Raw genomic sequence first — 14,905 nt, 5'->3', positions numbered from 1 at the left:
AATTCGATCAAGCGTTGACGAGCTCGGCTGCCGGATCAGCGGCCTCGGGCACCATCCCACGAGGCGGCGCGAGGAAAGCATCCGCCGCGCCGACCGCCGCGCCGATCCCGGCGCCGACGACCGTGATGGGGATCGACACAGCCATGTACGCGGCCATGCCACCCAGGATCGGGCCCGCGACCAAGCCGATCGGCACGAACGGGATACCGGCGACGAGCCCGGCCACGGCACCGCCCGTGCTGGCCATCATGGCGAACGGGATCGCCACGGTGGAACCGACCGCGGCGCCTCTGGCCGCCGAACCGAGTGTCTCGGAGGCGATCCGGTCCGAACGGCTGCGCTCGAGCCCGACCGAGTCGAGGAACGTCGCCAGGTTGGCCTCGGTAGTGGCCGCGGCGTCGTTGATCTGGATCGAGGTGTCGACCGGCACGAAGTCCGGCACCGGAACCTGCTGGTCACCGAAGCGGAACTGCCCCGGCGGGGGCAGGATCGGCGGCACCGGCGCGACCGCGGTCGGCGCGTGCAGCGGTCCCACCGGAGACAGGTAATCCGTTTCCGGCCCCGTCCGCGACCACTGCAGCGAGCTGCGGGTGTTCGCGGGCATCGGCTGGCCCACATACGGAGTGGCGTTGGGCGCCACCGCGTCGAACTCCGGTCCGGTCTGGTGTTCGGGCTGGGTCACCGCCGCCTGCGCGGGATCGGCATTCGCGGTGCCCGTGCCGATCAGGGCCATGACCAGGGGGACCGCTCCGGCTGCGACGACCGAACCTACCTTCTGTCGCTGCAGGTTCGGCGCCCTGTGTTTCCCCGTCGCCATAGATCACCTTTCATCCTGGGGATTGGTCACACATATGACCTCCGACATTCGGACCGGTGCGCGACTCGGATGGGTCCGAAACGACGGCAACCCGCAATACCGGTGTGCGGAAAGGTGATCGGAACGACGAAGGCCGGGTGGTTCGACGGAACCACCCGGCCTCACGTGTCTGTGTCAGCCGATCTTGCGCTGCCCCGCGGTGCCCGCCGGCGCGCCCACGTCGGCCGCGAGTTCCCTGGCTTCGGCCTGATCGGCGTTGACCTCCTCGATCGCGAGCCGCGCGAAGATCCACTGCTCGGTCGCCGCCATCTGACCGCGATTACGGCCGAGGAAGGACACGAACCAGCCGATCACCGTCACGATGCGGCTGCGGTAACCGACGAGGTAGTACAGGTGCAGTGCCAGCCAGGCGAGCCAGGCCAGGAACCCGCTGAACTCGAGCTTGCCGATCTGGCACACCGCGTCGAACCGCGAGATCGTGGCCATCGAGCCCTTGTTGAAGTATTTGAACGGCGCGCGCTGGTCGGGGGTCTGACCGCGCAGCCCGGCCTTGATCGCCTTGGCCGCGTAGGTCGAACCCTGGATGGCGCCCTGGGCCTGACCCGGCACACCCGGCACCGACATCAGGTCGCCGACCACGAACACATTCGGATGACCCTTGACGGTCAGGTCGGGCTCCACGATCACGCGCCCCGCCCGATCGACCTCGGTGCCCTCGGACCGCTCGGCGATCATCTTGCCCAGTGGGCTGGCCTGCACGCCCGCCGACCACACCTTGCACACGGCTTCGATCCGGCGGGTGGTGCCGTCGGCGTCCTTGACGATGACGCCGTGCGCGTCGACATCGGTCACCATCGCGTTGAGCTGGATCTCCACGCCCATCTTCTCCAGCCGCTTGGCCGCCTTGGCACCCAGTTTGGGTCCCATCGGGCCGAGTACCGCGCCCGCGCCTTCCAGCAGGATGACGCGCGCGTCGCGGGGATCGATGGTGCGGAAGGTGCCATCCAGGGTGCGGTCGGCGAGTTCGGCGATCTGACCGGCCAGCTCCACCCCGGTCGGGCCGGCGCCGACGACGATGAACGTCATGAGCCGGTCGCGCTCTTCCTGGGTGGTCGCCAGCTCCGCCTGTTCGAAGGAGCCGAGGATGCGCGCGCGCAATTCGAGGGCGTCGTCGATGGTCTTCATGCCGGGCGCGTAGGTGGCGAAGTGGTCGTTGCCGAAATAGGACTGCTGGGCGCCGGTGGCGACGATCAGGCTGTCGTAGTCGGTCTCGGTGTCGCGGTTGAGTAGTCGCGAGGTGACCTTCTTGTTCGCCAGGTCTACATCGACCACGTCGCCGAGCAGCACCTGCGCGTTCTTCTGCTTCCGCAGCACCAGGCGCGTGGCCGGGGCGATCTCGCCGGTCGAGAGGATGCCCGTGGCGACTTGGTAGAGCAGCGGCTGGAACAGGTGGGTCGACGTCTTGGAGATGAGCGTGACGTCGACATCGGCTCTGCGCAGATGCCGGGTACCGAACAAACCGCCGAACCCGGAACCGATCACCACTACGTGGTGCCGCTTCCCGACAGACTCAGTGCTCATCGTCGCGCTCCTCGACAGACTGGGGTGGGCCCCGCGGTGGTGGTGGTGACAGGGTTAACCGTAGTCGGCTCCGGTGGTGACGTCGCAACAAGAACCCGATCGCGGCGTGTGATGCGGTGTCTCATCGAACGACAAGATCGACAATACGCCGCAGCGCAGGCTCAGCGACCTGCGAGAAGTAGCTGGGCGACCCGGGTGTCGGTTTCGGCACCTTCGGTGTAGCCGCCCGCGCCGCCGAGCGCGTTCATGATCGACAGCGTGTACCGCTCGTCGGCCCCCGCGACGCCGACCGAGTTCACCACCCAGCCGTCTGCTTCGGCCGACCAGCCGTTTTTCAGACCCGGCCGCATCGACGAACCCGCGCCCCACACACCCCAGTGCTGGTTGGAGTCGACCGAGCGCATCCGGTCGAGCAGGTAGCCGAGATCGTCGGGGTGCATGGTGTCGAGGATGGTGTTCATCAGCCGGTCCAGATCGGCGGCGGTGCATTTCTGGAACGACCAGTCCGGGAACAGCGCGCTCGTGGTGGGCTGCGGGATCAGACTGACCATGCCGTAGGCGCGGAACGCGTTGTTGTAGGCCATCCGGTCGAAGCCGATGTACTTGTGCCACAGCACGTCGGTGGCGTGATCATTGGAGGTGGCCAGCATCGCTTCGATATTGAAGCGGTCGTCGGGGGACAGCGCGATGGCGCCGACGCGGGCCCGGTTGAGCAGGTCGGCGGCGATGGCCAGCTTGATCGTGGACGCGGTCCAGACCTGGTTCTCGGCGTGCTCGTTGGCATAGATGCCGCCGGTCTTGCGATCACGCACCACGTAGCCGAGGACACCGGGGCGGCCGGCGAGATAGGCGTCGACCTTGGCGATCCGGGAGCTCATGTCGGCGTCGAAACCGGGCACCGAGACCTGGGTCAACGCGGGCGGCGCGGCATGGGCCGGACCGTTGAGAACAGGGACGCCCGGAGTGAGGGCGGCCGCGGCGGCGAGCAGGCAGGCAGTAGCTGCGACTCGGGAAACGACACGGGTGGAGGGGGAACGGTCACGCACGATGGACCACATTCGCACACCGAACGCCGCAATGCACTAATTCGCCGTAAATCCGGCACCGCGCGACAGCGCTGTGTGACGCCGGATTGTTCTCGCGCAGGGTTGTTGCGGCGCAGCCGAATTGCGCTCAGTGATGCGCGGCGTGCGGGGTGGCGATGGTGCAGCCGTTGAGACGATGGCAGTGCTCGAACGCTTCGCCGTGCCGGTCCAGCGGCCACGAATGCAGCACCTGATCAGGCCCGTAGCGCCGGGAATTGATCAGCTCCCAGCGCGCGCCTGCTCGGCGGACGACGAAGCCGCCACCGGGAACCAGGGGAAACACCTGCGCGATCATGAAACGAAACCAGCCTTTCGCCCGCGGCCGTACTGTCCCACCCGAATCGCAACGATCCCACGCCCGGCGTCGAGGGTGCCGCAGGCGTGGCCGGGACGCGTTGCGGTGTGGCGTATTTCACTAGCCCGGTCCAGTGGTGACGGCGGGGCCGCGCGATTGCGGGTCGGTCGCTGAGCGTATAAACAACGGATGCCGTTGCACCTCCATCGCGCCGAACGCGCCGACGCGCTGGCCGACGGACTCGGGCGTTTGCTGGGGCACATACCCGCCGATCCGTTCGTCACGGAAGTGGTCGCGGTTCCGGCCAAAGGGGTGGAGCGCTGGTTGGCGCAGCGGTTGTCCGGCGTGCTGGGGGTCGTGGGCGCCGGGGCCGGGGTGGCCGAGGATCTAGGCGACGACAGTGCCGCACCTTCTCGTTCCGGCGTGGCGGGGATCGGTCGTGGGCCGGTCGGCGACGGGGTAGCCGCGAATATCGCGTTCCCGGCGCCCGCCGCGCTGGTGGCCGACGTGTTGGCCGGTGCGAGCGGGGTCGCGCCCGCTGACGATCCGTGGACCGGTCAACGACTGGTGTGGACGCTGCTGCGGGTGATCGACGAGATCGCCGACCAGCCGTGGGCAGCCGTCCTGGCGCGGCATCTCGGTCTCCCCGGCACGGACCACCGCCTCGGCAGGCGCTACTCCACGGCCGCCCACCTCGCCGCGCTCTTCGACTCCTACGCCGCGCAACGTCCGCGAGTACTGCTCGATTGGGCAGCGGGTGCGGACACCGACGGTGCCGGTGGACCGGTGCCCGACGACCTCGCGTGGCAACCGCGGTTGTGGCGCGCGCTGCGCACCGCCGTGGATGCCCCGAGTCCCGCCGAACGACTCGCCGACGCCTGCGCCCACCTCCGCGCCGAACCCGCCTCGATAGACCTGCCCGACCGGCTCTCCCTGTTCGGCCTCACCCGCCTGCCCGCCGACCAGTTGGCCGTCATCACCGCTCTCGCCGCGCACCGCGACGTCCACCTCTGGTTGGCGCACCCGAGCCCGGCGATGTGGGCCGTGCTCGGTGATGCTCTGGTGGCCGCCGACGTCGAGGCGACCAGCGACGCGTCGGCACTCGCCGGCACGAAGCGGAGCGACGCCGTCAGTGCCGATGGCCAGGCGAACGAAGCGGCCGTTCGTCCACGCGCGGACGATCACACCGCGGATCAGGTTTCGCACCCGCTGCTCTCGGGGCTCGCCCGCGATGTGCGGGAGTTGGAACTGCGCCTGAACCCGGTGTTGGACAGCGACATTCACCTCGCCGGCGAGCCCGCCGCGAACACCCTGCTCGGCGCACTACAGGCCGCCGTCCGTGCGGACCGTGTCCCCGAGATCGGTGCGGCGCCGGACGGAACTGTCGAAGTGCACGCGTGTCACGGCCCGGCGCGGCAGGTGGAGGTACTGCGGGATCTGCTGTTGACCACGTTCGCGGCGGATCCCACGCTCGAGCCGCGCGACGTGCTGATCATGTGCCCGGACGTGGAGGCGTTCGCGCCGCTGGTGCGGGCGGCGTTCGGCCAGCGCGGGTCGGGGGTGGATCTGCCGACCGAGGGCGAACACCCGGCGCATCAGTTGCGGGTGCGGCTCGCCGATCGCGGGCGGGCGGTGACCAACCCGATGCTCGCGGTGGTGATCGAGCTACTCGAACTGGCCGACGGTCGCGTCACGGTGACGCAGGTGCTCGACCTGGCGGCGAGCGAAACAGTGCGCCGCCGTTGCGGTTTCGACGACGACGACATCGAACGACTGCGCGAGTGGGCGGCCGAGTCCGGCGCGCGATGGGGGATCGGGCAGCGGCAACGTGAGGCGTTCGGGCTCGCCGATTTCGCGCAGAACACCCTCAACGCCGCGGTGGACCGCATCCTGCTCGGCGTCACCGCCGACGAATCGGGCGACGACTGGCTCGATCTGGCGTTACCCCTCGACGATGTCGACTCCAACGACGTCGACCTCGCGGGCCGCTTCGCCGAGTTCATCGACCGGCTCGCGGTCTGCCTGCGCGACCTGCGTGGCCCGCGACCCGCCGCCGACTGGACCACCGTGCTGCTGCGGGCCGTCGACCTGCTCACCGACGTGCCCGCCGCGCAGTCGTGGATCCGCACCGAAGCGCGCCGCGAGATCGTCGCCGCCACCGAGCACGCGGGTGCGACCCCGTTGCGGCTGGCCGACGTGTCGGTCCTGCTGACCAGTCGGCTGGCGGGCGGCCCCGGCCGCGCGAACTTCCGCACCGGCGAGCTCACCGTGTGCACCCTCGTGCCGATGCGTTCGGTGCCCCACCGTGTGGTGGTGCTGCTAGGCCTCGACGACGACGTCTTCCCCCGTCCCGGCAGCGTCGACGGCGACGATCTGCTGGCTCGCCACCCGCTGGTCGGCGAACGCGATGCGCGCAGCGAGGATCGTCAACTCCTGCTCGATGCCGTCATGGCGGCCGGTGACCGGCTGCTGGTCCTGCACACCGGCGCCGACCCGGTCACCGGCGCCGCCCGCCCGCCCGCCGTCCCGGTCGCCGAGCTGCTCGACGTGCTCGCCACCCATGTCGGACCCGCCGCCATGGCCGCCGTCCATCTGCGTCACCCGCTGCAGGCCTTCGACCGCCGCAACTTCGCCCCCGAGAACCCACGCAGCTTCGACACGGTCGCCCTGGCCGGTGCGCGCGCCGCCGCCCGCCCGTCCCGGCCGCGCCCCCCGCTGCTCTGCGCGCCGCTGCCGCCCGTTCCTGTCGCGGATATCGCACTGGCCGAACTGATCTCGTTCGCCGAACACCCGGTGCGCGCGTTCCTGTGGCAGCGACTCGGCCTGCGGGTACCGGAGGAATCCGAGGACATCGCCGATCAGCTCCCGATCGAACTCGACGGTCTGGCGAAGTGGGATCTCGGCGAGCGAATGCTGAGCGCCCGTCTCACCGGCGCCGACCCCGCGGGCTTGCGCGCCGCCGAGTGGCGTCGAGGCACGTTGCCCCCCTTCGGTTTCGGGACCAAGGTGCTCGACGAGGTGGAAGGCACGGTCGACACCCTGGTCCGCACCGCGCTACCCGACTACGAGGCGCCCCCGCGCGCCGTCGACATCGCCGTCGACCTCGGCAACGGCCGCACCCTCGCGGGCACCGTGCCCGAGGTTCGTGGTGAGACGCTGGTGCGCACGACATATTCCCGGCTCGCGCCCAAACACCGTCTCGCGTCCTGGGTCTCGCTGCTCGCCCTCGCCGCCACCGAAGACCGCTCGTGGCAGGCGATCAGTACCGGACGCGGTCAGTTCCGCAGCCGGCCGGTGGCCAGATCGGTGATCACGGCACCCGAAGCGCCCGCCGCACTGGCGATCCTGCGTGACCTGGTCCGGCTGCGCGACGAAGGGCTGTGCGAACCACTGCCCTGCGCGCCCGCCGCCACCGCCGCCTACGCCGAGCGGCGCTTCCGCGGTGACAGCGTCGCCGACGCGCTGCTCGCCGCCGAACACGCCTTCGACGGCGGCCCCAACGGCCCCGACAAGTTCGGCGACCACACCGACCGCTACCTGCGCTATGTGTGGGGTCGCGCCCCCCGATTCGACTGCCTCGCAGGCGAATCGAACCGACCGGGCGAGCCGGAGACCACCCACTTCGGTGCCCTCGCCCGCCGCTGGTGGGCGCCGCTACTCGCCGCCGAAAGCCAGGGACAGCCGTGACCGGGACCGTCTCGGCGCCGACCGCCTTCGATGCCACCGGCCCGCTGCCGCAGGGCACCACGGTGCTCGAGGCCAGCGCGGGCACCGGCAAAACGCACGCGATCGTCGGGCTCGCGGTGCGCTACGTCGCCGAGGCGGGCATCGCGATCACCGAATTGCTGCTGGTCACCTTCAGCCGCGCCGCCACCCAGGAACTGCGCGAGCGCACCAGGGACCGTTTCGTCACGGTGGCGACCGCGCTCGCCGAGCCCGATGCCGCGCGCCACCATCAGGACGAACTCGTCCGGGCGATGGCCGACACCGATCCCGCGACCGTGCGCCTGCGCAGGGGCCGATTGCTCACCGCCCTGGCTGATTTCGACGCGGGGACCATCGCCACCACCCACTCGTTCTGTCAGCGGATGCTCGACGAACTCGGGTTGGCCGGCGAACACGATCCGGGCGCCCGGCTGGTCGAATCGGTGGACGAGCTCGTCGCCACCGTCGCCGACGATCTGTATCTGGCCCGCTACGCCCGCGATCGCGCCCCGTTCACCGTGCGCGATGCGCACACCCTGGCGCTGGCGGCGGTCCACGACCGGCACGCCGAGCTCGCGCCGCGCACCGAGGGCGCCGCGGGCGAGCGAGTCGCTTTCGCGAGCGCCGTGCGCGCGGAGACCGAACGTCGTAAGCGCCGTGCGGGACTGCGTGATTTCGACGATCTGCTGGTTCTGCTGCACGACGTGCTGGCCGACCCGGAACACGGACCGAGGGCCTGCGCCCGGATCCGGCAGCGATACCGGGTCGCGCTGGTCGACGAGTTCCAGGACACCGATCCGCTGCAGTGGGACATCCTGCGCCGGGCGTTCCATCAGCACGCCACCCTCGTGCTGGTCGGTGACCCGAAACAGGCCATCTACGCCTTCCGCGGTGCCGAAGTGCTCAGTTATCTCGATGCCGTGGCTCTGGCGGATCGACGCAGCGAGCTTACCCGCAACTGGCGCAGCGACGCCGGGTTGCTGCGCGCCGTCGACCACCTCTGTGGCGGTGCGGAATTGGGTCACCCCGAGATCAGCGTCTACCCGGTCACGCCGACGCGGCCCGCGACCAGTCTGCACGGCGACCCGGACGTGATCAGTCCGCTGCGCCTGCGGGTGCTGCCGCGGACGGGGGCCGGTCCGCGCAATCGGTCGGGGTTCCCGTCGGTGGGCAGACAGCGGGCCAAGGTGGCCGACGACCTGGCCGCCGATATCGTCACCCTGCTCGAATCCGGCACCAGCATCGACGCCAAACCCCTACGTGGCGGGGATCATTCGCTGCGCGAGGTCGGCGACGGCCGGGCGCGCAGGCCGATCGGACCCGGCGACATCGCGGTGCTGGTGCGCACTCGCTCCCAGATCGATGTGGTGCGAACGGCTTTGGACCGCGTCGGGGTCGCCTCCGTGCTGGCCGGTGGTACCAGCGTCTTCGCGACCGTCGCCGCCACCGACTGGCTGTGGGTGTTGCGGGCACTGGAACAACCGCATCGTGGAGACCGGGTGCGGCTGGCCGCGTGCACACCGATCCTGGGCGTGAGCGCTGCCGAGATCGACTCCGGTGGCGCGGATCTCGTCGGCCGGGTCTCCACCCAGTTGCGCGACGCCGCGCGGTTGTTCGCGCGCGCCGGATTCGCCGCCGTGTTCGACAAGCTCGCCACCGAGACCGACCTCGCACCGCGCCTGCTCGCGGTGGACAACGGCGAACGCGAACTCACCGACCTGCGCCACATCGCGCAGCTGCTCGACGAAGTCGCGCTCGCCGAGGGTTTGGGTCTGACCGCGCTCACCCGCTGGCTCGCCGACCGTGTGCGCGAGCCAGAGGCGGGCAGCGTCAGCGGACGAAGCCGCAGGCTCGACCGGGACGCGGCGGCGGTGCAGATCGCCACCGTGCACGCCAGCAAGGGCCTCGAATTCCCGATCGTCTACCTGCCTTTCACCTGGGACAGCGCCAAGAATCCGTATCCCGCGACGCTGCTGTTCCACGACGACAACGGCACCAGGGTCCTCGATATCGGCGGCAAGGAGGCCCCCGGTTACGGTGAGCGCCAATTGCGGTGTGAGGCCGAGGAATCGGGGGAGGAGCTGCGTCTGCTCTACGTGGCGCTGACCCGGGCGATGTGCCAGGCCGTCGTGTGGTGGGCGCCCGCGGTGACGACCGGTGCCGCGCCGCTGCACCGGATGATGCTGGGCAGGCGGCCGGGTTCGGCGCAGGTACCGCGCCGCGCGGAGATTCCCGCTGATACCGCTGCGGCACAACGGATCGCCGAATGGGCGGCCGCCGCTGCGGAGGTGATCTCGGTGACGATGGTCGACCGTCCCGAGGACGTGGCGCCCCGGCGGGTGCGCACCGAGTTGCCGACCGGCGAGCTGGCGGCCGCGGGGTTCAGCCGCGCGCTCGACCAGCTGTGGCGGCGCACGTCCTACTCGGCGCTCACCGCGGGCGCGCACGACGCCCCCGGAGTGAGTGACTCCGAACCCGAGGACGGCCCGGGCCCGGACGACGAGCCGACCGAGGCGCCGCTCGACGCGCTGACCGGCAGCACTGCCGCGCCGTCATTGATGAATGACCTACCCTATGGCGCCGAGTTCGGCACGCTGGTCCACGGCGTGCTCGAAACGGTCGACACCTCGGTGCCCGACCTGGCAGCCGAGGTCCATCAACGGTGTGTCGAAGCGGTCGAGCACACGATGGCCGAGCTCGATGTCGACGTGCTCGCCACCGCCCTGCTCGAAGTGCTGCGCACCCCCGCCGATTTCGGCTCCCTGGCTGCTGTCGCGACGCGTGACCGGCTCAACGAACTGGAATTCGAGCTGCCGCTCGGCGGTGGTGACACCCCCGGTCCGCGCGCGGCCGGGATGCACGCCGTCGCCGCGCTGCTGCGCACCTACCTGCCCGCCGACGACGATCTGGCCGGATACGCCGATCATGTTGCCGCACTGCCCGATACGGTGCTGCGCGGGTATCTCACCGGCAGCATCGACGCGGTCCTGCGGGTAGCCGACGAGACGGGCGAGCTCCGCTATCTGATCGTCGACTACAAGACCAACCGGCTCGGCACCGGCGACCTCACCGTCGAGCACTACCGTCGCGAACACATGGTCGCGGAGATGATCCGCTCGCACTATCCGTTGCAAGCGCTGCTGTATGCCGTTGCGCTGCACCGTTATCTGCGCTGGCGGCTGCCCGGCTACGACCCGGCTCGCCATCTCGGTGGTGCCCGGTACCTGTTCGTCCGAGGCATGATCGGGGCGTCGACACCACCGGGCCACGGCGTGTTCGATTGGCACCCGTCCGCGGAACTCGTTGTCGCGCTGTCCGACCTGCTCGCGGGGCAGCGATGAAGGCCGGAGCAGGTGATCGCCGGGCGGCGCCCCGGCGACCGGTGTCGACCGTCGAGAGGCACCGATCATGACGTCCATTCAGGTGGCGCAGCGGGGGACCGGGCTGCTGCGGGTGTTCAACGAGGCGGGCGTGCTGTCGGCGGCGGATGTGCATGTCGCGGTGCGGCTGGGTCGGATGGGGCGCGAGGACAGCGAGGAGGTGCTGTTCGCGGCGGCACTGGCGGTGCGCGCGGTGCGCTCGGGATCGGTGTGTCTCGAGCTGGCCCGAATGCGCGAGATCGGCATCGATGCCGACGAAACTCGTGACAGCGCACTGGGAATCGACCCGGCGACGCTGCCGTGGCCGGACACCGATCGGGTGCTGATCGGACTGCGTCGAAGCCCGCTGATCTGTGGTGGGCAGTCCGGTCCGCTGCGCCCGTTGCGGATCGTCGAAGCCGATGCCGAGGGCGGCGCGCTGCTCTACCTCGACCGGTACTACCAGCAGGAACAGATCCTGCGGCGGGTACTCACCGAACGCAGTACCGACCATCCCGTCATCGATACCGACCTTGTTCGCGTGCAGCTGGATCGGCTCTTCGCCGACCCGCTCGGTGACGGCCCCGACCGGCAACGCCTGGCCGCCGCGCTCGCCGCGACGCACTGGACGACCGTTGTCGCGGGTGGACCCGGCACGGGCAAAACCCACACCATTGCCCGCATCCTGGCCCTGCTCACCGCCCACCGCAGCGCCTCGCCGAAGCTGCCCGCCCTGCGGATCGCCCTCGCCGCGCCCACCGGCAAAGCGGCCGCGCGCCTGCAGGAAGCTGTGCGCGAACAAGCCGCCGTGCTGGGCCTCCCCGAACTCGCTGCCTCGACCCTGCACCGCCTTCTCGGCTGGCAACGTGGCCGCACCACCCGATTCCGGCACCACGAACACAACCGGCTGCCCTACGACGTCGTCGTGGTCGACGAGACCTCGATGGTGTCGCTGACGATGATGAGCCACCTCTTCTCCGCCCTGCGCCCCGACACCCGCCTGGTCCTCGTCGGCGACCCCGACCAGCTCGCCTCGGTCGACGCCGGTGCGGTGCTCGCCGACCTCGTCGCAGGCCCGGTGAGCGGCGCGCCCAATCCCGCACTTCGCGAGGTGCTCGATCTCGATGGGTTGCGGGCGAGCCTGTCGCACGCTCCGGGCGCTGAGATACCGGGCGACAACGGTGGCGCCGGCGAATCGGGCGGTGGCCCCCGGGACATTCCCGGCGGCGACTCGCTGGGCTCGGTACCCGGCGTAGCTGCGATTCCAGGGACGTCGGAAGGATCGCCGGTGAATCCGGGAGCGGCGCAGGCACTCACGGCTCTCGAGCAGCGGCGGTTGCAGGGCGGGATCGTCCGTTTGACCAGGGGGCGGCGATTCGGCGGACACATCGCCGACCTGGCGGTCGCCGTTCGCGCGGGCGATGCCGATGCGGCGCTGGCGATTCTGCGCGCGGGCGGCGACGACGTGTCGTTGTGCGGACCCGACGACATCCGTGCTGTGCGGGCGGACGTGACCACCGCCGCTCTCGCCGTCACCGCCGCCGCTGAGGGCGGTGACGCCATCGGCGCACTGACCGCCTTGGAATCACACCGCCTGCTGTGCGCCCACCGCCAGGGTCCCTTCGGTGTCGAGCGCTGGGACCGGATGGCAGCCGAGTGGGCCGCGGCCGGTGGCGCGGGACCCGAAGGGCCGCAATCGGTCTGGTACCCCGGCCAGCCGCTGCTGGTCACCGCCAACGACCACGAAGCCCGTATCTACAACGGTGACACCGGTGTCATCATCCGCCGCCCCGACGGCTCACTGCGCGCCGCACTCCAGCGCGGCAGCGAGCCCTACCTGGTCCACCCCACCCAATTCCCCGCTGTGGTCACGGTTTTCGCCATGACCATCCACCGTAGTCAGGGCAGCCAGTACGACACCGTCTCGGTCGTGCTCCCCGAACCCGAATCCACCCTGCTCACCAGGGAACTCCTCTACACCGCCATCACCCGAGCTCGCACTCACGTTCGCATCATCGGCACGGAGGACTCCATCCGCGCCGCCATCGGACGCCGCGTCCTGCGGGCCAGCGGATTGTCCAGAACCGTTGCGCCACAGGAGTAGTGAGGTGTGCCGCAGTTGTTCGGGATCATCGAGAAGAGCGATCACCGGATCTTCGGCGGTCGAGCGAGCCGCGCTGACGCGGTCGCCCGTGGTGAGCGACCGCGTTCGCGAGGTCAGCGAGCTGAGCTGCGTGACCAGTTCCAGGACCACCAGTGGTCCTCGTCCAAGTCGGTGCGGACGGCGTCTTCGATCTCAGCGCGGAGGTACGAATCACCCAGGCCGTCGAGGGCGGGCAGGATGTCGGGGGAGAGGCTGCTCAGGTAGCCGGCGTCGAGGCGCTTGCTGGCGTGCCAACGGTCGATATTGCGTTCGGCGACAAGGTGTTCCGGGTTGATCACGGCGAGGGCGATGAGGGTGGCTAGAGCCGTTCCGATCGCGGCACGCGGCACCCAGGTCCACCGTAGTCGTGCGATGGCGATCAGCACGAGGACGTAGACGAGGCCGACCCAGAGCTCACACATCGTCACCAGCAGTCGCAGCACCGTGAACCCGTAAGCCTGCTGGTAGGTCCACATCCGGCCGAGCGCCGAACACACGATCACCAGCGCCAGCACGCTCACCGCGCTGAGCAGGATGCGCAGCGACTGGCGATCGGCCGCGGTTTCTTGCACTGACCAGTGCAGTACCGCCAGGATCACGGCCAGTGTCAGAATGCTCACCGCGGACAACTGCCAGAACCCGCTGCGCGCGTACTCGGCATAGGTCAGACCCGCGGTGCGCTGCACGTAATCGTCGCCACCGAACAGTGCGACGAACTGCGCGCCGACGAACACCGCGAACAGCACGGTCAACGCCGCGACCGGCAACATCCACTCACTGCGCGACCACAGCCGCACCGGCCGAACCGAATCCGCCGCACGGGAAGGCGGCCCCGCGAGCAGATACAGCGCCCCCAGCACACCCGCCGTGACGATCACGAACAAGAAGGTCCACTGCCACGCCGCCGGGCCGTCGACGGTCGGAACAAGCCCGTTCAACAGCCCCGCGAAGGTCGCGTCCGCCCCGCCGAGCAGCGGCACGAACACCACCAGCAACGCCGCCGTCGCCGCGACCGAAACCCCGTAGCGCCGCACACTGGAAGTCCCCGCCGACCGCGACTCCCGCAACCCCGAGAACGCCCACGGCACCGCCCCGAACGACGCGAACGGTACCGCGAACATGTCGTGCGCGATGCCACGCACGCTCCGCCGCCCCAGCACCGCCAACGAACCCGCGACACACGCCGCGATCACACACAGTACGAACAGCCAGCCCGCCGCTCGAACCGTCCCGACCCCGAGCAGCAACATCGCCGCTGCCGCCCACCAGACCCGGTCACGGATCGAAACAGCGGGGGAGGCAACCTCCTTCGGCGGCGTTGCGAGGATGTCGGCCGATGCGCGGGCGGGTGGGGTGGTAGCACCGGATATCGCGGAGCGTTCGGACGTACGCTCACCGGACACCGAATCATCAGCCGCTTCGACATCGAGTGGTTGTCCCGCCGCTCCCGAACGGGCATCGGCGGAGCCGGCCTCGGTCGCTGTCGCTGCGTTCGAAGACGCGTTCTCGCGGGCTGGTTCGGTGTCAGCCGTGCGGCCCGCCTCGGAACTGCCGGTGACGGCCTCGTCGGCGTTCGGCGCTGCGAGCTTGTCAGGCACCGAATGTGACAGTGGTTCAGCGGATTTCGCGTCGGAGGAGGTCGGCGCTGTTGTGGGCCGAGCGGTCGCGGGTGCGGTTCCGGTCGTCGGCGCGGATTCTGGTGCGCCCTGCTCACGCGTGCTGAGGGACCGGGCGCGGTAGTCGACCACGCAGAGGGCGCCGGTGATGGCGGTGCCCGCGAGGAGCCAGCCGATACCGGGACGGTCGATCGGGATCACCGTGGCGCCGACGATGCCGGCCAGGGCGGCGGCGGGGAGCACGCCGGGTGGGCGAGCTACGTGCTGCCAGCGCTTGGGTACCGGCGGCAGGGGAGGTGGCATC

The 14,905-nt window shown here is 70.1% G+C and carries 8 protein-coding genes; 3 read left to right on the top strand and 5 right to left on the bottom strand.

Translation table 11 applies throughout. The features are described from left to right. Positions 1-7: 7 nt before the first annotated feature. The 4 genes from ACQHI0_RS15550 to ACQHI0_RS15535 form a co-directional block, all read right to left on the bottom strand. Positions 8-817, bottom strand: coding sequence for a hypothetical protein (locus ACQHI0_RS15550; RefSeq protein ID WP_427908650.1), 810 nt, complete (start codon positions 815-817; stop codon positions 8-10). A 174-nt stretch (positions 818-991) separates the two neighbouring features. Then, a complete protein-coding gene (locus tag ACQHI0_RS15545; protein ID WP_427908649.1) occupies positions 992-2,398 on the bottom strand; it encodes an NAD(P)/FAD-dependent oxidoreductase in 1,407 nt (468 codons plus the stop codon). Positions 2,399-2,559: 161 nt separating this feature from the next. Beyond that, positions 2,560-3,456 (bottom strand): tat pathway signal sequence, encoded by an 897-nt coding sequence (locus ACQHI0_RS15540; protein ID WP_427908648.1) that lies wholly within the window; start codon positions 3,454-3,456, stop codon positions 2,560-2,562. Positions 3,457-3,571: 115 nt separating this feature from the next. After that, positions 3,572-3,778 carry a hypothetical protein gene (locus ACQHI0_RS15535; RefSeq protein ID WP_427908647.1) on the bottom strand — a complete coding sequence of 69 codons (207 nt, stop codon included), beginning with the start codon at positions 3,776-3,778 and terminating at the stop codon, positions 3,572-3,574. A 189-nt stretch (positions 3,779-3,967) separates the two neighbouring features. On the opposite strand from ACQHI0_RS15535, the gene recC reads away from it, so the two are divergent. The 3 genes from recC to ACQHI0_RS15520 all read left to right on the top strand — a co-directional run bounded on the left by recC (position 3,968) and on the right by ACQHI0_RS15520 (position 12,946). Further along, positions 3,968-7,465, top strand: coding sequence for an exodeoxyribonuclease V subunit gamma (gene recC, locus ACQHI0_RS15530; protein WP_427908646.1), 3,498 nt, complete (start codon positions 3,968-3,970; stop codon positions 7,463-7,465). Beyond that, a complete protein-coding gene (locus ACQHI0_RS15525; RefSeq protein ID WP_427908645.1) occupies positions 7,462-10,824 on the top strand; it encodes a UvrD-helicase domain-containing protein in 3,363 nt (1,120 codons plus the stop codon). Before recC ends, ACQHI0_RS15525 begins: the two co-directional genes overlap by 4 nt. Positions 10,825-10,891: 67 nt before the next feature. Continuing rightward, positions 10,892-12,946 carry an AAA family ATPase gene (locus tag ACQHI0_RS15520; RefSeq protein ID WP_427908644.1) on the top strand — a complete coding sequence of 685 codons (2,055 nt, stop codon included), beginning with the start codon at positions 10,892-10,894 and terminating at the stop codon, positions 12,944-12,946. A gap of 113 nt (positions 12,947-13,059) precedes the next feature. Here ACQHI0_RS15520 and ACQHI0_RS15515 read toward each other — a convergent pair whose 3' ends face one another. Next, a complete protein-coding gene (locus ACQHI0_RS15515; RefSeq protein WP_427908643.1) occupies positions 13,060-14,904 on the bottom strand; it encodes a DUF4153 domain-containing protein in 1,845 nt (614 codons plus the stop codon). Position 14,905: the final 1 nt, after the last annotated feature.

Origin of the sequence: Nocardia sp. FBN12 (genome assembly GCF_050320175.1) — a bacterium.
GTDB lineage: Bacteria > Actinomycetota > Actinomycetes > Mycobacteriales > Mycobacteriaceae > Nocardia.
The sequence above is the reverse complement of the archived record's forward strand: the minus strand, read 5'-3'. Positions and strand labels throughout refer to the sequence as shown.